We start from the raw sequence: 20,373 nt of genomic DNA on the forward strand, positions 1-20,373 counted from the left end.
AGATGGATTTGGTCAACTTTAATCAGCTTTCACCTCAAGCTGCGCAGGCGGCGATTGCGCACTGCGTGGCGATTCCCGCCTGGCAGCAGGCGCTGGTGGCGGCGCGACCTTTTGCCGACGTTGCGGCTTTACAGGCCGAAGCCGATCGTTTGGCGCAGTTGTGGCAAGCCGCTGATCTTGAGCAGGCGCTGAGTGCCCATCCACGCATTGGCGACAACGTGGCGGGCGCGGACAAAGAGGCCACGCTGTCGCGCAGTGAGCAGTCGGCGATGCAGCAGGCGGACGGCGCGCTGCAGCTGGCGATGCTGGCGGGCAATCAAACCTATGAGCAGCGCTTTGGTCGGGTATTTCTGATTCGCGCCAAAGGGCGCACCGGCGAAGAGATGCTGGCGGAATTGCAGCGTCGGCTTAACAATGATGCAGCGAGTGAACAGCGTGAAGCGCTGGCGCAGCTGCGTGAAATTACCCTGTTGCGGCTAAAGGAGAGCATCACATGAGCACCATTACGACGCATATTCTCGATACCGCGCTGGGCAAACCGGCGATTGGCGTGGCGGTTTCGCTCGAGCAAAATAGCCCGGAAGGCTGGCTGCCGCTGGTGGAAGGCAACACCGACAGCGACGGACGCATTAAAGACCTGACGCCCGAACCGCTGGCGCCAGGTCATTACCGTTTGACGGCGGAAATTGGCGACTACTTTGCTGCCGAAGGGCGCGATGCGCTCTACGTGAGTGCGCAGATTGATTTCGTGATTGGCGCCACAGGCAGCCATTATCATCTGCCGTTTCTCATCTCGCCGTGGTCGTGGTCGACTTATCGCGGCAGCTGATAATGTGCGCCACTTCACGCGCTGCGCTTGAAAGCCAGTAACTATCAAAACCTTCGGTTCATCCAAATATATTCCTGGCGAAAGTGCGGCTAATCTTAGTCGCATATTAGAAAGCAATATGAAGCCAATGGAGCCGATAAACATGAGCACGCACGACAATAACGATAATGCAGCAGCCGCAGGCAAGTGCCCCTTTCATCACGGGGCGTCTGAAGAGAAGAGTGTTCTGGCGCGCGGCGCCGGTGGCGGTACATCCAACCGCGACTGGTGGCCCAATATGTTACGCGTCGATCTGTTAAACCAGCACTCCAACCGTTCCAACCCGCTTAGTGACACCTTCAACTACCGCGACGAATTCAGCAAACTGGATTACTCCGCGTTAAAAGCCGATATCCGCGCACTTCTCACCGATTCGCAATCCTGGTGGCCAGCCGACTGGGGCAGCTATATTGGGCTGTTCATTCGCATGGCGTGGCACAGCGCGGGTACTTATCGCACCATTGATGGTCGTGGCGGTTCAGGTCGCGGTCAGCAACGTTTTGCGCCGCTGAACTCATGGCCGGATAACGTCAGCCTCGATAAAGCGCGTCGCCTGTTGTGGCCGGTAAAACAGAAATATGGTCAAAAAATTTCCTGGGCCGATCTCTACATCCTGGCGGGTAACGTCTCGCTGGAAAACGCCGGCTTCCGCACCTTCGGCTTTGGTGCCGGTCGCGAAGACGTGTGGGAACCGGATATGGATGTGGATTGGGGCCACGAAACCGAATGGCTGGCGCATCGCCATCCAGAAGCGCTGGCCAATGCACCGCTGGGCGCTACCGAAATGGGCCTGATCTACGTCAACCCGGAAGGCCCGGAAGCCAGCGGCGATCCAAAATCAGCGGCGCCGGCGATTCGTGCCACCTTCGGCAACATGGGCATGAACGATGAAGAGATCGTGGCGCTGATTGCTGGCGGTCATACTTTGGGTAAAACCCACGGCGCGGCAGAAGCCAGCCACGTGGGCGTTGATCCTGAAGAGTCACCGATTGAAGCGCAGGGCCTTGGCTGGACCAGCAGCTATGGCAGCGGCGTGGGTAAAGATGCCATTACTTCAGGTCTGGAAGTGGTGTGGACGCAAACTCCCACGCAGTGGAGCAACTACTTCTTCGAGAACCTGTTCAAATACGAATGGGTACAGACACGCAGCCCAGCAGGCGCCATCCAGTTCGAAGCGGTTGATGCCGAAGCGATTATCCCGGATCCGTTTGATCCGGAGAAAAAACGTAAACCGACCATGCTGGTGACCGATCTGACGCTGCGTTTCGATGAAGAGTTCGGCAAGATTTCGCGCCGCTTCCTCAACGATCCACAGGCGTTCAACGAAGCCTTTGCCCGCGCCTGGTTCAAACTGACGCACCGCGATATGGGGCCAAAAGCGCGTTACATCGGTCCGGAAGTGCCGAAGGAAGATCTGCTGTGGCAGGATCCGTTACCGCAGGCGATTCATCAGCCAACGCCGGATGATATCAGCGAGATTAAAGCGCGCATTGCCGCTTCAGGCTTGAGCGTTAGCCAGCTGGTTTCTGTGGCCTGGGCTTCGGCATCGACCTTCCGCGGTGGCGACAAACGTGGCGGTGCCAACGGTGCGCGTCTGGCGTTAGCGCCGCAGAGAGATTGGGCGGTGAATGCCAGCGTAATCAATGATGTGCTGCCAATCCTGCAGAAGATTCAGCAGGAATCAGGCAAAGCCTCGCTGGCCGATGTGATTGTGCTGGCAGGTAGCGTGGGTATCGAGCTGGCCGCTTCAGCCGCTGGCGTGGCAACGCAAGTGCCGTTTACGCCGGGCCGTGTTGATGCGCGTCAGGATCAAACCGACGTTGAGTCGTTCAACTTCCTGCAGCCGCTGGCCGATGGTTTCCGTAACTATCGCCGCAGCGCCAAAGGTTCTTCAACCGAAACGCTGCTGCTGGATAAAGCCCAACAGCTGACGCTGAGCGCGCCAGAATTGACGGTGTTGCTCGGTGGCCTGCGCGTATTGGGCACCAACTTCGACGGCGGCCAGCACGGCGTATTCACCGATCGCGTTGGTGTGCTGAGCAATGATTTCTTTGTTAATCTGCTCGACATGCGTACCGCGTGGAAAGCCACCGATGAGAGCGAAGAGCTGTTTGAAGGTCGCGATCGTCTGAGCGGCGAAGTGAAGTTCACTGCGACACGTGCCGACTTAGTGTTTGGATCGAACGCTATCTTGCGCGCGCTGGCCGAGGTTTACGCCAGCAGCGATGCGAAGCAGAAGTTCGTGACCGACTTCGTTGCCGCATGGACCAAAGTGATGAATCTGGATCGCTTCGAGCTGTAATCTACAGCAAAGAAAGTAAAAACCCCGGCTTGCCGGGGTTTTTTGTTATTTCAGCATATACGCATCGGCATCACGCCATGCCGGGAACCGCTCGCGGTAGGCTTGCAGCTCCTCCAGCGATAGCTCCGCATCAAGACGTGCGCGCGCAAAAGGCTCTCCGCTCGCCAGAATTTCGCCCAGCGGCGAAATAATCCGGCTGTCTCCACTGTACTGATGCTGATTGCCATCGCTGCCGACGCGGTTACAACCGGCGATATAAGCCTGGTTTTCAATTGCACGGGCTAACAGCAGCGATTGCCAGTGCAGCGCACGCGGTGCCGGCCAGTTGGCGACATACAGCGCCAAATCGTAATCGTTGTGGTTACGCGAAAAAACCGGGAAGCGCAGGTCGTAGCAAATTTGCGGCAGAATCCGCCAGCCGCGCCACTCAAATACTTCACGTGTTTCACCCGCCACATAGTGCTGATGTTCATTGGCCATGCGGAACAAGTGACGTTTGTCATACTGATGCAGCGTGCCGTCTGGCTCGACCAGCAAGAAGCGGTTCACCGCGCCTTTTTCTGTTTGGATTGCCGCGCTGCCGCCGACTAACGCATCGCTGGTTTGCGCGTGTGCGTGCAGCCACGCCACGACGTCATCCTGCGGCAGCGAACTTTCGGCAGCTTCCATAGCAAAACCGGTAGTGAACATTTCCGGCAGCAGAATGATGTCGCGGCCTGCAATGCCTTTCAGCACACCGTCGAAATGGCGCAGGTTAGCCGCGCCATCCATCCAGCTCAGGGTTTCCTGCAGAACGGTAATTTTCAAAGCTGACATAAGCGCTCCGCAGCGGCGTCAAGCGTTGCTTCCTGTTTGGCAAAGCACAGGCGAATCAGCTTGTGTGGAAAAGGTTCGGCGCAGAACACCGACAGCGGAATCGCCGCCACGCCGACTTCCTTGGTCAGCAGCTGGCAGAAGCTCACGTCATCCAGATCGGAAATGGCGCTGTAATCGACCAGCAGGAAGTAAGTGCCTTCACACGGCAGCAGCTTGAAACGGCTGGCGGAGAGCGCCTGGATAAAGCGATCGCGGCGCGCGCGGTAGAACTCTGGCAGTTCGCGATAGTGCTCAGGCGCCTGACGCAGCATGTCGGCAATCGCCAGTTGTGCCGGCGTATTCACCGAGAAGGTCAGATATTGATGTACCTTGCGGATTTCAGCGCTGATCGCAGCCGGGGCAATGCAGTAACCCACTTTCCAGCCGGTCATGTGGAAGGTTTTACCAAAAGATGACACCGCGATGGATCGCTGACGCAGTTCAGCATGCGCTAACACGCTGGCGTGGCCCTCTTCGGTGAAACAGATGTGCTCATACACTTCGTCGCTCAGCACATAGATTTCCTGCTCAGCAATCGCCTGCCAAAGCTGGGCATAATCGCTTTTGCGCCACACGGTGGCGGACGGATTATGCGGCGTGTTCAGGATCACTAAGCGGGTTTTGCTGCTCAGCAGGCCGCGGAATTCGCGCCAGTCAACGCGGAAACCCGGCGGCTGCAGGGCGATGCGTTTTAACACGCCGCCCGCCAGTTGCACCGCAGGCGCGTAGCTGTCGTAGCTTGGGTCAAAGCAGATCACTTCATCACCCTGACGCACCAGCGCGGTGATCGCTGCGTACAACGCTTCTGTCGCGCCCGTCGTCACGGTGATATCGCTGTTGACGTCAGGCGTGTGGCCGTAAAGCGCGGCGGTTTTCTCAACAATCGCCTCACGCAGTGGCAGTACGCCGATCATCGGTGCATATTGGTTGGCGCCCTGACTCACGTGATGCGCCAGGCGCTCCTGCAAATAGCGCGGACCGTCAAAATCGGGGAAGCCTTGCGACAGGTTGATGGCGTTGTGCTGCTGAGCTAACGCACTCATTTGCGTAAAGATGGTAGTGCCGAGCGCCGGTAATTTGCTCTCGGGGATCAGGTTGTGCTGCGTCATTGTTTTGTGGCCTTAAGCGCGAATGTCGTTGCGGAGAAACCCTGTGTTGCTGCCACTATAAACAGGATGTTAACATTTGGCAATCGAGACGCTTAGACGTCTAAACTAACCTGCGGAGCCTGTATATCGCTATGACGGATTTTCTTCCACTGGAACATTTAGTGGCCGCCTGCCACTGGATTGGTGGCAAAGGCTGGGCACCCGCAACCGGCGGTAATATGTCGGTGCGGCAGGACGCGGAGTATTGTCTGCTGAGTGCGTCCGGCAAAGATAAAGGCAGCCTGACGCGTGATGATTTTATCCAGGTTGAGATCGCTAGCAACGCGGTGCCATCGGGCCGCACGCCCTCAGCGGAAACCGGCCTGCATACCTTGATTTATCGTCTGTTTCCGCAGGCGGGCGCGGTGCTGCATACGCACACGGTCAACTCGACGGTGCTGTCGCGGGTGGAGAAGGGCGACGCGCTGGTGCTCAGTGGTTATGAGATGCAGAAAACGCTGGCCGGGCAGCAGACGCATCTGAACACCGTCGCCATCCCATTATTCGATAACGATCAGGACATTACGGCGCTGGCGCAGCGTATTGAAGCTTTTGCCGCCGCTACGCCGCTGCAATATGGTTTTCTGCTGCGCGGCCACGGTTTGACCTGCTGGGGCAAGGACGTCAACGAAGCGCGTCGCCATCTCGAAGGTTTGGAATTCCTGTTTGAATGTGAACTGCAACGTCGCCTGCTGGAGGCCAAATGATCCGCGCCATTGTTACCGATATTGAAGGCACCACCAGCGATATCCAGTTTGTGCATCAGGTGTTGTTCCCTTATGCGCGTCAGCATTTAGCGGCGTACGTGCGGGAAAATCACATGGATGAAAACGTCGCCGCCGCACTCAACGCGGTGCGTGCAGAGTCCGCTGCGCCTCAGGCCTCGCTGGAGGAGCTGATTACCACACTCACGAATTATATCGATGAGGATCGCAAGTCGCCGGGCCTCAAAGCCTTGCAGGGCATGATTTGGCGCGCCGGCTACGTTGAAGGCCAGTTCACCGGCCACCTTTACTCCGACGTGCTGCCGGCTTTTGAGCGCTGGCAGCAGCAGGGGATTGGCCTGTATGTTTATTCCTCGGGATCGGTCGCCGCGCAAAAACTGTTATTTGGCTACAGCGATGAAGGTGATTTAACCTCGCTGTTCAGCGGCTATTTTGATACCGGCGTCGGCGCGAAACGTGAAGCGCAATCGTATCGCAATATCGCTGAAAAAATCGGCCTTGCGCCTGCGTCCTTGCTGTTCCTGTCGGATATTTATCAGGAGCTGGATGCGGCAGCGGATGCGGGCTGGCATACCGTGCAGTTAATTCGTGGCGAGGCGGATAACGCCAGTCGCCATCACCAGGTCAACGATTTTTCCCAGATTAAACCGGAGTCGATTTAACATGAGTGCATTGACCATTTTTACCGATACTGAAGCCCAGCAACCGGTGTGGCACAGCACCGATGCCGAGGCGATTCGCGATCGTCTCAACGCGAAAAACGTGCGCTTTGAACGCTGGGAAGCCGATCGCGATCTGGGGGCGGATCCTAATGCAGAGACGGTGATCAACGCCTATCAACATGCAATTGATCGTCTGGTGGCCGAGAAGGGCTATCAGAGCTGGGATGTGCTGAGCATGCGTGCGGATAATCCGCAGAAAGAGGTGCTGCGCACCAAGTTCCTTAACGAACATACGCATAGCGAAGATGAAGTACGCTTCTTTGTTGAAGGTTCAGGGCTGTTCTGTCTGCATCTGGAGGGCGAGGTGTATCAGATTTTGTGTGAGAAGAATGATCTGATCTCGGTGCCCGCTGGCACGGCGCACTGGTTTGATATGGGTTCTGAGCCGCACTTTACCGCGATCCGCATTTTCGATAATCAGGAAGGTTGGGTAGCGAATTTCACCGGCGACAAGATCGCTGATGCGTATCCGCGTTTAGCATGATTGTAGGGTCGTCATTCATGACGACCTTTTTATCACCGCACATTACCCATTACCCTACGGCTGAAAAATCCCTTCCTGAACCTGCGCAGGCGTCACCACGCCGGTATCCAGCACCCAACCGCTAATCAACGCCGCGGGCGTGACATCAAAAGCCGGGTTATAGACCGCCGCACTCTCTGGCGCCCACTGCACGCTCCCAAAACTGCCTGCAACGCCGGTCACTTCGCTGGCGGCGCGCTGCTCGATGGGAATGGCGTCGCCGTGCGGACATTGACGATCCAGCGTGGTGTGCGGTGCGGCGACGTAGAACGGAATACCGTGATAGTGCGCCAGCACGGCCAGGCTATAGGTGCCAATCTTGTTCGCGACATCACCATTCGCTGCGATACGATCCGCGCCGACCCAAATAGCATCGACCACGCCGCGCGCCATTAGACTGGCGGCCATTGAGTCGGTAATCAGCTGATAAGGAATGTTTAGCTCACCCAGCTCCCACGCGGTTAAACGGCCACCTTGCAGCAGCGGCCGCGTCTCATCCACCCAGACATTTTTCACCAAACCTTGCTGGTGGGCATAAGCGATAACGCCGAGCGCCGTGCCGACGCCCGCAGTCGCTAGCCCGCCGGTATTGCAGTGCGTCAGCAGCTGGCTGCCCGGTTTTACCAGCGTGCTGCCGGCGCGGGCGATGTTGTCACACAGATGCTTATCTTCGGCCACCAGACGCAGCGCTTTGCGGCTCAGCGCTGTGACGAAATCACTCTCGGCCAACGCATTTTTCATGCGATCAAGGTTATTCATCAGGTTCACCGCCGTTGGGCGCGCCGCGCGCAGCACCTCAAGCGCCGTCGCTAATTCCGTGCGCGCTGCGCCTTGCTCAGCCAGCAGCGCCAGCAGCAAACTGGCTGAGAGGCCAATCAGCGGCGCACCGCGCACGCGCAAAGCGTGAATGTGTTCGACCAACTGCGCGACGCTGTGCGCAGGCAGCCAGTTTTGTTGTTGTGGCAACGCCTGCTGGTCAAGGATCCACAGTTGATTATCGCGGACCTCAAGGCTGGTGGTACGAAGTGTTTGCATGATGTGAAATCCCTGTTGCGTTAATGCTGGCTATTGTGCCAACATGCGTAACGGATGTATAGACGTCTGAACGGCTTATTACTATCGATAATCGAGGAACAGGCAATGTCGCAATACCGTACGTTCAATGCTGCCGATGCTGTGGAATATGCTAAACAATTTGGCGGCGTGGACGATCCGTCAGCGCTGGTGAGCGCCGAGGAGATCGGGGATGGCAATCTCAACCTGGTGTTTAAAATTTTCGATAATCAAGGCCGCAGCCGCGTGGTGGTAAAACAGGCGCTGCCCTATGTGCGTTGTGTCGGTGAATCCTGGCCGCTCACGCTGGATCGCGCGCGTCTCGAAGCGCAGACGTTGATTGAGCACTACAAACATTGCCCGCAGCACACCGTTAATATCACCCATTACGACGCCGAATTGGCGGTGATGGTGATGGAAGATCTCTCCAGCCATCGTATCTGGCGCAGCGAACTGGTGAAGGGCGCGTATTATCCGCAGGCCGGTCGTCAGGTTGGCGAGTATCTGGCGCAGACGCTGTTCCATACCTCCGATTTCTTCTTGCATCCGCATAAGAAAAAAGCCGAAGTGGCGCGTTTCATTAATCCGGAAATGTGCGAAATCACCGAAGACTTATTCTTCAACGATCCGTTTATTGACCATGAGCGCAACAAATATCCTGCGGCGCTGGAAGCGCTGGTGGTCAGCCTGCGCAGCGACGATGCGCTAAAAATCGCCGTGGCCGGTCTCAAGCACCGCTTTTTCGCCGATGCGGAAGCATTGCTGCATGGCGATGTGCATAGCGGTTCCATCTTTGTCGCCGATGGCAGCCTGAAAGTGATTGATGCGGAGTTCGGTTACTTTGGGCCGATAGGTTTTGATGTCGGCAGCGCGATTGGCAACTTGCTGATCAACTACTGCTGCCTGCCGGGCTTGCTGGCACCGCGTGAGGCGGCTGAAGGGCGTGAACGTCGTCTGAGCGACGTGCAGGAGGTTTGTAATCAGTTCGCCAGCCGCTTCCTGGAATTGGCGAAAGAGAAAACCCGCGATGTGGCGCTGGCCTATCCCGGTTACGCCGAATCCTTCCTGCGCAAAGTGTGGCGCGATACCTTGGGTTATTGCGGTACCGAGTTGATCCGCCGCACGGTGGGAATGTCTCACGTTGCGGATTTCAAACAGATTGAAGATGAGACCATGCGCACCGAGTGCATTCGCAGCTGCATCACGCTGGGACGCACGCTGATTCTGGCTGCCGATCATATTGCTGATGTGGATGCGCTGATTGCGCGGATTCGTCAGGCGGGTTGATGCGGGTGTGAATGAAATAAAAAAGCCTCCATGCGGAGGCTTTTATGTTTTATGCGGCTTCACTGGCTCGCGGGTTGGATTTCGTCTGCGGCTTTGGCACCGCCAGCGCTTCCGGCGCGAAATCATCGACGTTAATCGCTTTCAGGCGGCTGGCTTCAGCACGAATCAGCACCTGCGCTTCGCTCTCATCAATCCAGCCCTCTTTCAGACCACGTTGCGCCAGCGCATCAAGTCGGGTGAACGACAGGTGTTTTTTCTGCTGCTGGCATAGACGATCGTGAATCACTTCGGCGGCCATCACATCCTGCAGCGCCTGCTCCAGTTGACCGGCCGGATTGTGCGCGCTCGGTGCCAGATATTGGCCGCGGCCCAAACGGGTACGCGTCGCAGAAGGCAGCTGCAGCAGTTTCGCCAGCTTATGATCCAGTTTATCGGACGGCGCCGGGCAGTGATGACCACCGGCGAAAATCACCAGTCGCAGCGCACCGGCTACCATGCGGTTCGGGAAGTTACGCAGCAAATCATCCATCGCCACTTCAGCCTGATGCAGCGCATCCTGCACACCCCAATGCACCAGCGGCAAATCGGCTTCGTTGCGGCCTTCATCGTCATAACGTTTCAGGGTGGCCGACGCCAGATACATCTGACTCAATACATCGCCAAGACGTGCCGAAATACGTTCGCGACGTTTCAGGCTGCCGCCCAGCACCGCCATTGATACATCTGACAGCAGCGCGAGGTTGGCGCTTAAACGGTTGAGGTGCTGATAGTAGCGGCGCGTGGCGTCGCGGGTTGGCGTGGCGCTGGTGCGGCCGCCGGTTAAGCCCAGCCACAGGCTGCGCACTTTATTACTGCCCACGTGGCCAATATGGCTGAACAGCGCGCGGTCAAAGGTCACCAAATCGTTTTTCGCTGCGGCGTTCATCTCTTCCAGCACCCACGGATGGCAGCGGATCGCGCCTTGGCCGAAGATAATCATGCTGCGCGTCAGGATGTTAGCGCCTTCCACTGTGATGGCGATCGGTGCGCCCTGATAAGCTCGCGCCAGGAAGTTGTTTTCGCCCAGCATAATGCCTTTACCGCCAGCGATATCCATCGCGTCGATAATCGCGCGCTGACCGCGATGGGTGCAGTGATACTTCACAATCGCCGACAGCACCGCCGGTTTTTCACCGAGCATAATGCCGCTGGTGATTAGCGTCGCGGCGGCGTCCATCACGTAGGCGTTACCGGCAATGCGCGCCAGCGGCTCTTCGATCCCTTCCATTTTGCCGATGGAAACTTTGAACTGGCGACGGATGTGCGCATACGCGCCGGTCGCCAGCGCAATGCTTTTCAGGCTGCCGGTAGAGTTCGAAGGCAGCGTGATGCCGCGACCAACGGACAAACACTCCACCAGCATGCGCCAGCCCTGGCCGGCCATTGAAGGGCCGCCGATGATGTAGTCGATGGGTACGAAAATGTCGTTACCGCGCGTCGGACCGTTCTGGAACGGCACATTCAGCGGGAAGTGGCGCTGGCCAATCTCTACGCCAGGCGTGTGCGTTGGGATCAGTGCGCAAGTGATGCCGAGCTCTTCGGTATCGCCCAGCAGATGATCCGGATCGGAGAGTTTGAACGCCAGGCCCAACACGGTGGCAATCGGTGCCAGCGTGATATAGCGCTTGTTCCAGGTTAGACGCATGCCCAACACTTGCTGACCTTGCCACTCGCCCATGCACACCACGCCGGTATCGGGAATCGCACCGGCATCAGAACCCGCTTCCGGGCTGGTCAATGCAAAGCACGGGATCTCATCACCGCGCGCCAGACGTGGCAGGTAATGATCTTTCTGCTCATCGGTACCGTAATGTTGCAGCAGCTCGCCGGGGCCGAGTGAGTTCGGTACGCCAACGGTGATCGCCAGAATGCCGGAGACGCCCGCCAGTTTCTGCAGCACACGCGCCTGCGCATAGGCGGAGAATTCCAGGCCGCCATACTCTTTCTTGATGATCATGGCGAAGAAGCGATGCTGCTTCAGATACGCCCACAACTCCGGCGGCAGATCGGCCATTTCATGGGTGATTTCGAAGTCGTTCGCCATACGGCATGCTTCTTCTACCGGACCATCGATAAAGGCTTGCTCCTCTTCGGTCAGGCGCGGCTGCGGATAGTTGTGCAGCTTCTGCCAGTCCGGTTTGCCGCGGAACAGATCGCCTTCCCACCATGTGGTGCCGGCGTCGATCGCCTCTTTTTCAGTACGCGACATCGGCGGCATCACTTTCTGGAAGCTGTGCAGCGCCGGTTTCGAGAACAGGCTGCGACGCATCACCGGCAGGTTAAATGGCAGCAGAATAATCGCCAGCGGCAGCAGCATCCATAGCGTCCATATGTCAGCGGCCGCCAGCGCGCCGGTCCACAGCAGCAGAATTACGCTGCTCAGCTGAAGCGAAATTTGGTGGTAGAACAACACGCTAAGCAGGATTAGCGTCGCAACGATTGAGGCAACCAACATAATGAACCACTCCATAAGTAGTAAGAGGTCTGACCTGTTATGGGTGTAGGTTTAGAATATGGGGCAAAATTTATCAATCTGTTTACATCGCAATTACAACACATCTCACAAATTCGTTGCACGATGCGCAACAACTGCCAAACTTCCTCGAGACGTCGCGCTTTTCCTTATGGCAGGCGCTTTGCGGCTTAGCGCCATTCCGTTAAACTTGCCGGGTCAATCTTTCCTCTAAAGGACATCTCTATGTATCAGGACATTATTCGCTCAGAACTCAATGAAGCAGCCGATACGCTCAACACGTTCCTGAGTGACGAAGCCAACATTCACGCCATTCAGCGCGCCGCAGTTCTGCTGGCCGATAGCTTTAAAGCGGGCGGCAAGGTGCTCTCCTGCGGTAACGGCGGCTCGCACTGCGATGCGATGCATTTTGCTGAAGAGCTGACTGGACGCTACCGTGAAAACCGTCCTGGCTACCCGGCGATTGCCATTTCTGATGTCAGCCATCTCTCGTGCGTCAGTAATGATTTTGGTTATGACTATGTGTTCTCGCGCTATATCGAAGCGGTAGGCCGTGAAGGCGATGTGCTGCTGGGTCTTTCTACGTCCGGTAACTCTGCCAACATCATCAAAGCCGTGGAAGCTGCGCGCGCGAAAGGCATGAAAGTAATTACTCTGACCGGCAAAGATGGCGGCAAGATGGCAGGTTCAGCGGATATCGAAATTCGTGTGCCGCACTTTGGCTATGCCGACCGCATTCAGGAGATCCACATCAAAGTGATCCATATTCTGATGCTGTTGATTGAAAAAGAGATGGTTAAGTCATGATGCGTTCTTCTCGCCGCGCGCGAGAGGATCTAACTTAAGGCGGTTGCTATGTGCGAATTGCTCGGGATGAGCGCCAATGTCCCCACGGACATCTGTTTCAGTTTTACCGGTCTGGTGCAGCGTGGCGGTGGAACCGGGCCGCACAAAGATGGTTGGGGCATCACGTTCTACGAAGGAAAAGGGTGCCGCACCTTCAAAGATCCGCAGCCGAGCTTTAACTCGCCGATAGCCCGTTTGGTGCAGGAATACCCGATCAAATCGCATTCGGTGGTGGCGCATATCCGCCAGGCGAATCGCGGTGAAGTGTCGCTGGAAAATACCCATCCGTTCACGCGTGAGCTGTGGGGCCGCAATTGGACCTACGCACACAATGGTCAGCTCAAAGGTTATCGTCAGCTGGATACCGGGCCATTTCGTCCGATTGGTGAAACCGACAGCGAGAAAGCATTTTGCTGGATGCTGCACAAACTGACCGAGCGTTATCCGCGCACGCCGGGCAACTGGCCAGCGGTGTTCCGCTACATTGCCGAGCTGGCAGCAGAAATGCGTGAGAAGGGTGTCTTCAACATGCTGTTATCGGATGGGCGCTATCTGATGGCGTTCTGTTCGACTAATCTCTACTGGATTACGCGCCGGGCGCCGTTTGGCAAAGCGACGTTGCTCGATCAGGATGTGGAAATTGATTTTCAGCAGCAGACGACGCCGCAAGATGTGGTGACGGTGATTGCTACGCAACCGCTGACGGGGAACGAAACCTGGCACCGGATAGTGCCAGGCGAGTGGGCATTATTTTGCCTGGGTGAGCGCCAGGAATGATTTCGAGGCAGCATCCGGTGTAGCGATCACCGGCGTGCTGTTCACCGCATATTGGCCGGTGGCCGTCACGTTCACGGTTGGCGGCACACGATACTTAGCGAAGTATGCATAGCCAGGTTGCAGTTCACGCCAGAAGTTAATGTAGGTCGAGTATTTATGCCGCTGCATGTTGCTGTCTGTCATGCGGAACGGATAGATATTGACCTGAATCTCCTGCTGACCATTACGCAGCGCGGCGTTGGTGTAGGCGAAGATCTCGTCCATTGATGCATCCGTCATTGCGTAGCAGCCAACTGACACGCAATCACCGTGAATCATTAAATAGTTACCGTTATAGCCTTTAGCGCGATCATATTGGTTAGGAAAACCGGTATTAATGGCGCGATAAAAACGGCTATCCGGTTTTAACTGATTCAGCTTAACGTTATAAAAGCCTTCCGGACTTTTGAAATCGCCCTGACGACGTTTAGGTCCTAAACCGCCAGAGAAATTACAGATGCGATAGCTGTCCAGCAGACGATATTCATTCCCGATTTTGCCGTACAGTTCCAGCGTACGCTCTTCCTTGAAAATCTGAATAAAAACGGGGGTGCCAATTAGTTGTTTCTTTAACTCTTTGCTCACCGGAGCCAGCGGTTGCGTAGGCTCGGGGTTAATTGCCCAGCTAAGGACCGGCATAAGAATCATCGCAAGCGTTAATGCGATTCTGCCCATTTTGTAGATACCTTGATGTGAAGAGAGACGATGACGCTAAGCGTCCGGGTATTGCATTATCGGAAATATCCGCTATCGCAGCGCAACATTAACATTGTCTGGCTTTTAATCAAGCCAGTGTCCGAGAAAATGGCGCGTTCCTAAAAGGAATACGACCACTAATTTGTAAACTTTAATTAGATAGATAAAAATTCGGTTTTTTGCGCTGCGCTTGAAAACGGTTTAATCCTGACGATGAATAAGACATGTCTTGGGGGTTGAGAAAAATCACTTACCTATACTGCGCCGGTCATTTTCAACAGGTAAACATTAATGGAAACCCCAGCGCGCCCGTCCCTTTATCAGGTGGATAACCTGCACTATATGTTGTCGTCTGGTCCCGACATGATCAATTCACACTTACGCAGCGGCAAAGCGTGGGAGCCAACCACGCTGCAAATTGCTCAGTTGCTTATTGAAGGTATCGAGCATCCGGTGTTGGTCGATGTGGGCGCCAATTTAGGCGCCTGGTCGGTGCCGATGGGCGATCACATTCGCGCCAAAGGTGGCACCTTGTATGCCTTCGAGCCGCAACGCCAGGTGTTCTATCAACTATGCGCCAATCTGTTCAGCAATCAGCTGTTTCACTGCCATGCTATGCAGATGGCGATTGGTGATGTAAACGGTGAAATTGACGTTCCGGTATTGGATATGCAAACCGAAGTGAATGTCGGGGCGCTGTCACTGGATGCTGATATTCGAGCGCAGCAGAAGATGCTCAGCACCGACTTCACCATCAGTGAATCTGTGCGCATCGCTACCTTAGATAGCCTGAAATTACCGGCGGCGCACTTGGTTAAAATCGATGTCGAAGGGCTCGAATTAGAAGTGCTTAAAGGCGCGCGGCACTGGCTGGAAAGCTCGGGTTATCCCGCCATTTTATTTGAAGTGTGGGGCGATTATCTGCCTGCATTAATCCCTAAACGTAACCGCCTGCTCAATTTGCTGAAGCGTGCTTTAGGCTACGAAATCGATATGTTTGGCGAACTCGGCATCGCTCAGCATCCGCAGAATAAACGTCTTGAGATCAAAAAAGATGACAAGGGTATGGTGATTCGTCGCCTGTTCTAAAGCTGCACTTTAGCATTGCCAACACTTTTGCATCTGTACAAATATCCAGTATTATAATGGTGTCTCAATTGATTCTGGATTAGTGGCAAACGTGAAAATCATTCATGTCGATATGGACTGCTTTTACGCAGCGGTGGAAATGCGCGATGACCCGTCATTGCGCGATATCCCCATTGCGATTGGCGGCAGCCGTGAACGGCGTGGCGTGATTAGCACCGCGAACTATCCGGCACGTAAGTATGGTGTGCGCAGCGCGATGCCGACCGGCATGGCGCTGAAACTCTGCCCGCATCTGCGGCTGCTGCCAGGCCGCTTTGATGCCTATAAAGAAGCCTCCCGCCAGATCCGCGACATCTTCTCGCGTTACACCTCGCTGATTGAACCGCTGTCGCTGGATGAAGCCTATCTGGATGTGACCGACAGCCTGCATTGTCATGGCTCGGCGACATTAATGGCGCAGGCGATTCGCGCCGATATCCTGCGTGAAACCGGGCTAACCGCTTCCGCCGGGATCGCGCCGATCAAGTTCCTCGCCAAGATCGCCTCCGATCTAAACAAACCCAACGGGCAATATGTGATTACGCCTGACACGATGTCCGATTTTTTACTAACGCTGCCGCTCAGTAAAATTCCTGGCGTGGGTAAAGTGGCGACCAAAAAGCTGGAAGAGATGGGCTTGCGCACCTGCGCCGATGTGCAGCGCGCCGACCTGGCGCTGCTGCTTAAACGCTTTGGCAAGTTTGGCCGCATCTTGTGGGAACGCAGCAATGGCGTGGATGAGCGCAATGTGGTGGTTGAGCGCGAGCGCAAATCGCTCGGCGTTGAACGTACGCTGATGGAAGACATTCATAGCTGGGAGCAGTGTCTGGAGATTATTGATTTTCTCTATGCGGAGTTGGATCGCCGCTTAACCGCCATCAAGCCGGATAAGCAGATCGCCAGACAAGGTGTGAAACTCAAGTTCAATGATTTCCAGCAAACCACGCAAGAGCATGTCTGGCCGGTGCTGAATAAAGACGACATGATCGCGGTGGCGCGTCAGGCGTGGGATGAACGCAGAGCAGGGCGCGGCGTGCGGCTGGTGGGATTGCATGTCACGATGGTGGATCCGCAGCTGGAGCGGCAGTTGGTGTTGGGGTTGTGAGATTGTGCGCGCTGCCCCTCATCCCGGCCTTCTCCCGCAAGCGGGAGAAGGAGTAAAGCAAACCGCGCCGATCGGTTCCCTCTCCCGCCAGCATGAAAGCGAGAAGACAACGCCGATCGGTTCCCTCTCCCACTTGTGGGAGAGGGTTAGGGTGAGGGAAAACTACTTCTTACCGTACTTCGCTTCCAGCGTTGCAAACCACGGCGCGATGAAATCGTTATTCTCGCCCCAGCCTGGAATGATCTTATTCAGCGACGCCACGTTGACCGCGCCTTGCTGGCTGTTCAGCTGCTGCTGAGAAATCGATGACGCTTTAAACTCGTAAGTCGCCGGTGTAGTTCCGCCAGCAATCTTGTTCGCCACCAGACGCATATTCACCGCACCAATGGTTTTCGGATCCACCGCCACGGTTTGTACCCACGGGCTGTTTTTCTCGTGCATCAACTGCAAATCCTGATTGGATACGTCGATGCTATACAGTTTGATCTCGGTACGACCATTCTCCTGCAGGGCTTTATACGCGCCCTGGCTGAAGGCATCCCACGAACCCCAGATCGCATCGATCTTGCCTTTCGGGTATTTCGCCAGAATCGCGCCAATCTTGTTGGCGGTATCGCCCTGTACGTCGGAAGAAACCGCGCCAATCGACTCCAGCTGATGAATACCCGGATTCTCTTTCAGCAGCTTCTCATACACTACCTGACGACGATCCATCGCCGGGAAACCGGCCACCCACAGCTTGACGATATTCGCCTTGCCGTTGAAGTCTTTGATTAAACTGCCGAGCGATTCCTGTGCCAGCGAAGCATCGTTCTGCGCCGTCACGGTGACGCCCTCTACCGGCGTATTAACCGGCGTATCAAACACCGACAGCTTGATACCCGCTGCGGCAATACGCTGCACCAGCGCCGTCGAGTAGGGATCTTTACCGTGCGACAGGATAATGCCGTCATATTTCTGGCTAATCGCCTGGTTCACGAAATCCTGGAAGCGCGCATCGTCGCCATTGCTGAGGAAAGTGCTGACCTTAAAGCCCAGCTGGCGGCCTTGCTGAATCGCACCGGCGACAAACTGCGTGGTGTTATCGTCCGAACCCAGGTTGCGGATGATGGCGATGCGTACCGGGCCTTCATGGTTAGCGATAACCTCAGGCACTGCGGCATCGGCGAAGGCGGCGCTGGCGTTGAGCAGGCTAACCGCCAGCAGCGAAAGGGTAATTTTTTTCATTATGATCTCTTTCTGATTAAACGCGCCTTAACGGCGCTGGATGTAAGTCATCGCCAGCGCCAGCGCCAGTACCAGACCTTTAATAATGTCCATCGCGTAATAGGGCACCGACAACATCACCAGCCCGTTCTGCAACACACCAAGAATGATGGCGCCCACCAAGGTACCCAGCGCATTCGGTTTGCCCGAACCGGCCAGCGAGAAGCCGATCCACGCTGCGGCAACGGCATCCATCAGATAACCGCCGCCGGCATTCACCTGCGAAGAGCCGATGCGTGATGCCAGCAAAATGCCGCCCAAGCCAGCCAGCAGCGAGGCCAGCACATACGCCAGCACGCGATAGCGCGTGGTACGAATGCCGGAGAGACGCGCCGCTTCAGGATTGCCGCCCAGCGCATACATACGACGGCCATGCTTGGTCAGCGACAGCGCCAGCTGCGCCACAATGGTGACCACCAGCATGATAATCACGATAGTCGGCACCTGGCCGAGCAGACCAAAGGCGGCAGGAATGGTGCCTTCGGCCATGTCGCCGCTCGGCAGCACCATATTCTCGGTAATGGAACCACCAAAGCTGTAGGTCATCGCCACGCCCTGAATCACAAACAGCGTGGCGAGGGTGGCGAGCATGTCGGGAATACGTAGCACCACAATCAGGAAGCTGTTGAACAAGCCAACCAGCGTACACAGCAGCAGCGTAATAATGATGGCTTCGGTGGTGCCAAAGCCGTGCCAGACGAATAGCGAAATCACCAGCGCATTGGCCAGCGAAGCGGTGGATCCCACCGACAGGTCAAAGCCGCCAATGGTCAGCGAAATCGACACGCCAATCGCAATCACCGTGACGATGGCAATCGAGCGCAGGATGTTAATGATGTTGGTCGGTTCGAGGAAGCTGTCCGAAGCGAGACCAAATGCGGCAATCAAAATCACCACGGTCAGCAACATGCCCCACTTATAGAGGAAATCAAACAGCTGATGGCGCAGAGAAGGCTGCGAGTTTAGGGATATTTCTTTGCTGCTCACGCAGGTGTTCCTCCGGTAGAATAAAGCAAAAGTGCCTCTTCTGTGGCGGTGTTGCCCTCCATCTCTGCCACAATGCGCCCATCCCAGAGCACACAAATGCGGTCGCACAGACCGACCAATTCAGAAAACTCGCCCGAGGCATAAATGATGCCTTTGCCCTCACGCGCTAAGCCATCGATCAGCGTGAACAGATCGGTTTTGGCTTTGATATCGACGCCTTTCGTCGGCTCATCAAAAATCAGCACATCGGCGTTGTTGCGTAGCCACTTGCCAATCGCCACTTTCTGCTGGTTGCCGCCCGACAAACGACGCAGGATTTGCCCCGGTCCGGTGGTGCGCACATTCAGGCGCTGAATCACCGCTTCCGCCCAACGCCACGCCTGGCGATGACCAAACAGGCTCCAGCGCGAGAAGCTGTTATCGGCGCTGATGCTCAGATTCATGCTCACCGGTTCATCGATGAAAATGCCCTCTTTGCGGCGCTCTTCCGGCACCAGCGCCATGCGGTTTTCTACTGAATCATGCGGTGAACGCGGTCGCCACGGTTTGCCGTGCAGTTCGCCCTTTGTCACACGGCTTTTGCTGGCACCAAAAAGCGCTTTGCACAGCTCGGTTTTACCGGCTCCCGCCAGACCGGCAATGCCCAGAATTTCCCCTTTATGCAGACGCAGCGAAATATCCTGCAGTAGCCGATCGTCGTGTAAGCCTTCCACCGACAGCAGCAGCGGCTGAGTCACAAGGGCGCGACGCGGCGGAAAAACATCATCCAGCCGATGTCCCAGCATTTTTTCCACGATCTGCTCGCCACTCAGCGCCGCCATCGGGCTGCTTTCAATCAGACGACCATCGCGCAGCACCGTTAAGCGGTCGCAAATTGCTTTCAGTTCGTGAATGCGGTGCGAGATAAACACCACGCCAATGCCGCTGGACTGCAAGCGGCGCACCACGGTAAACAGGCGCTCGCTCTCATGCTGATCGAGCGGGGCGGTGGGTTCATCCAGGATCAGAAAGCGGCAGTGATGGGACAGGGCGCGCGCCAGCAGGATTTGCTGCTTCTCTGCCAGCGAGCAGCGCTCCACCAAACGGTTGACGTCGATGTTCACTTCCAGCTGCGCCAGTAACGTACGCGCCTGGCGGCGAATCTCGCGCCAGCTGTAGACATGACCCGGTTCGGCTAAACGATCGAGCAGAATGTTTTCGGCCACGCTGAGCTGTGGCACCAGCGCCACATCCACTTCCTGTTGGACCAGATGAATGCCGAGCTTTTTGGCATCGCGCGGTGAGCGAATAGTGACCGGCGCATCATCCAGCAGAATCTCACCGCTGTAATGATCGTGTGCGCCAGCCAGCACCGCCATCAGCGTAGATTTTCCGGCGCCGTTAGCGCCCGTCAACGCATGCACCGAGCCGCCTTCAGTCAGAAAATCCACCTGCGCGAGCGCGGCGAAACCGCCAAAGGCAATGGAGATATTACGCATCTCCAGGCGGTTGATCGCACTCATTGAACCGGGCCTTTAATTAGTTGAGTTGGGGG

General features: G+C 56.1%; 19 protein-coding genes. 11 read left to right on the forward strand and 8 right to left on the reverse strand.

The features are described from left to right. Positions 1-2 precede the first annotated feature (2 nt). The 3 genes from uraD to katG all read left to right on the forward strand — a co-directional run bounded on the left by uraD (position 3) and on the right by katG (position 3,170). Complete coding sequence (gene uraD, locus K5Y32_RS00140; RefSeq protein WP_222181483.1) at positions 3-497, forward strand: 2-oxo-4-hydroxy-4-carboxy-5-ureidoimidazoline decarboxylase; 495 nt, start codon at positions 3-5, stop codon at positions 495-497. Then, the gene (gene uraH, locus K5Y32_RS00145; protein ID WP_101762537.1) at positions 494-829 is read left to right on the forward strand and encodes a hydroxyisourate hydrolase; all 336 of its coding nucleotides are present in this window, start codon (positions 494-496) and stop codon (positions 827-829) included. Before uraD ends, uraH begins: the two co-directional genes overlap by 4 nt. 142 nt (positions 830-971) lie before the next feature. Further along, positions 972-3,170: a catalase/peroxidase HPI gene (gene katG / locus K5Y32_RS00150; protein ID WP_222181484.1), complete on the forward strand. Its 2,199-nt coding sequence runs from the start codon at positions 972-974 to the stop codon at positions 3,168-3,170. 45 nt (positions 3,171-3,215) lie between these two features. Here the strand turns inward: katG and K5Y32_RS00155 are convergent, their stop codons facing one another. After that, complete coding sequence (locus K5Y32_RS00155) at positions 3,216-3,986, reverse strand: amidohydrolase (RefSeq protein WP_222181485.1); 771 nt, start codon at positions 3,984-3,986, stop codon at positions 3,216-3,218. Next, positions 3,974-5,134 carry a pyridoxal phosphate-dependent aminotransferase gene (locus K5Y32_RS00160; protein WP_222181486.1) on the reverse strand — a complete coding sequence of 387 codons (1,161 nt, stop codon included), beginning with the start codon at positions 5,132-5,134 and terminating at the stop codon, positions 3,974-3,976. The genes K5Y32_RS00155 and K5Y32_RS00160 overlap by 13 nt, the downstream gene beginning before the upstream one ends. A gap of 131 nt (positions 5,135-5,265) precedes the next feature. Here K5Y32_RS00160 and K5Y32_RS00165 point away from each other — a divergent pair, with 131 nt between their 5' ends. From K5Y32_RS00165 to K5Y32_RS00175, 3 genes are read left to right on the forward strand one after another with little or no spacing between them, the layout of a single operon-like run. Beyond that, positions 5,266-5,880: a methylthioribulose 1-phosphate dehydratase gene (locus tag K5Y32_RS00165; protein WP_222181487.1), complete on the forward strand. Its 615-nt coding sequence runs from the start codon at positions 5,266-5,268 to the stop codon at positions 5,878-5,880. After that, positions 5,877-6,560 carry an acireductone synthase gene (gene mtnC, locus K5Y32_RS00170; protein ID WP_222181488.1) on the forward strand — a complete coding sequence of 228 codons (684 nt, stop codon included), beginning with the start codon at positions 5,877-5,879 and terminating at the stop codon, positions 6,558-6,560. The genes K5Y32_RS00165 and mtnC overlap by 4 nt, the downstream gene beginning before the upstream one ends. Before the next feature lies 1 nt (position 6,561). Then, positions 6,562-7,104, forward strand: coding sequence for an acireductone dioxygenase (locus K5Y32_RS00175; protein ID WP_222181489.1), 543 nt, complete (start codon positions 6,562-6,564; stop codon positions 7,102-7,104). Between the two features lie 54 nt (positions 7,105-7,158). Here K5Y32_RS00175 and mtnA read toward each other — a convergent pair whose 3' ends face one another. Next, positions 7,159-8,178, reverse strand: a complete 1,020-nt coding sequence (gene mtnA / locus K5Y32_RS00180; protein ID WP_222181490.1) for an S-methyl-5-thioribose-1-phosphate isomerase — start codon at positions 8,176-8,178, stop codon at positions 7,159-7,161. 105 nt (positions 8,179-8,283) lie between these two features. Here mtnA and mtnK point away from each other — a divergent pair, with 105 nt between their 5' ends. Beyond that, the gene (mtnK, locus tag K5Y32_RS00185; RefSeq protein ID WP_222181491.1) at positions 8,284-9,483 is read left to right on the forward strand and encodes an S-methyl-5-thioribose kinase; all 1,200 of its coding nucleotides are present in this window, start codon (positions 8,284-8,286) and stop codon (positions 9,481-9,483) included. Positions 9,484-9,532: 49 nt separating this feature from the next. On the opposite strand, the gene fadE is transcribed toward mtnK, so the two are convergent. After that, positions 9,533-11,977: an acyl-CoA dehydrogenase FadE gene (fadE, locus tag K5Y32_RS00190; protein WP_222181492.1), complete on the reverse strand. Its 2,445-nt coding sequence runs from the start codon at positions 11,975-11,977 to the stop codon at positions 9,533-9,535. Positions 11,978-12,220: 243 nt separating this feature from the next. On the opposite strand from fadE, the gene lpcA reads away from it, so the two are divergent. Continuing rightward, positions 12,221-12,802: a D-sedoheptulose 7-phosphate isomerase gene (lpcA, locus tag K5Y32_RS00195; RefSeq protein ID WP_064740353.1), complete on the forward strand. Its 582-nt coding sequence runs from the start codon at positions 12,221-12,223 to the stop codon at positions 12,800-12,802. Positions 12,803-12,850: 48 nt separating this feature from the next. After that, a complete protein-coding gene (locus K5Y32_RS00200; protein WP_008108933.1) occupies positions 12,851-13,618 on the forward strand; it encodes a class II glutamine amidotransferase in 768 nt (255 codons plus the stop codon). On the opposite strand, the gene dpaA is transcribed toward K5Y32_RS00200, so the two are convergent. Next, complete coding sequence (gene dpaA, locus K5Y32_RS00205; protein ID WP_222181493.1) at positions 13,589-14,332, reverse strand: peptidoglycan meso-diaminopimelic acid protein amidase; 744 nt, start codon at positions 14,330-14,332, stop codon at positions 13,589-13,591. The genes K5Y32_RS00200 and dpaA overlap by 30 nt on opposite strands. A gap of 312 nt (positions 14,333-14,644) precedes the next feature. Between dpaA and K5Y32_RS00210 the strand changes: the two genes are divergently transcribed. Next, a complete protein-coding gene (locus tag K5Y32_RS00210) occupies positions 14,645-15,442 on the forward strand; it encodes an FkbM family methyltransferase (protein ID WP_222181494.1) in 798 nt (265 codons plus the stop codon). A 91-nt stretch (positions 15,443-15,533) separates the two neighbouring features. Next, entirely contained in the window at positions 15,534-16,586 is a 1,053-nt protein-coding gene (gene dinB, locus K5Y32_RS00215) for a DNA polymerase IV (protein ID WP_370634181.1), read from the forward strand. 162 nt (positions 16,587-16,748) lie between these two features. On the opposite strand, the gene K5Y32_RS00220 is transcribed toward dinB, so the two are convergent. The 3 genes from K5Y32_RS00220 to K5Y32_RS00230 are packed head-to-tail and all read right to left on the reverse strand — an operon-like array spanning position 16,749 to position 20,341. Further along, positions 16,749-17,813: a sugar ABC transporter substrate-binding protein gene (locus K5Y32_RS00220; protein WP_222181495.1), complete on the reverse strand. Its 1,065-nt coding sequence runs from the start codon at positions 17,811-17,813 to the stop codon at positions 16,749-16,751. Between the two features lie 27 nt (positions 17,814-17,840). Then, positions 17,841-18,839, reverse strand: coding sequence for an ABC transporter permease (locus K5Y32_RS00225; RefSeq protein WP_222181496.1), 999 nt, complete (start codon positions 18,837-18,839; stop codon positions 17,841-17,843). Further along, positions 18,836-20,341, reverse strand: coding sequence for a sugar ABC transporter ATP-binding protein (locus tag K5Y32_RS00230; RefSeq protein ID WP_222181497.1), 1,506 nt, complete (start codon positions 20,339-20,341; stop codon positions 18,836-18,838). Before K5Y32_RS00230 ends, K5Y32_RS00225 begins: the two co-directional genes overlap by 4 nt. Positions 20,342-20,373 lie beyond the last annotated feature (32 nt).

Source organism: Pantoea sp. DY-15, assembly GCF_019795935.1.
GTDB classification, from domain to species: domain Bacteria; phylum Pseudomonadota; class Gammaproteobacteria; order Enterobacterales; family Enterobacteriaceae; genus Pantoea; species Pantoea leporis.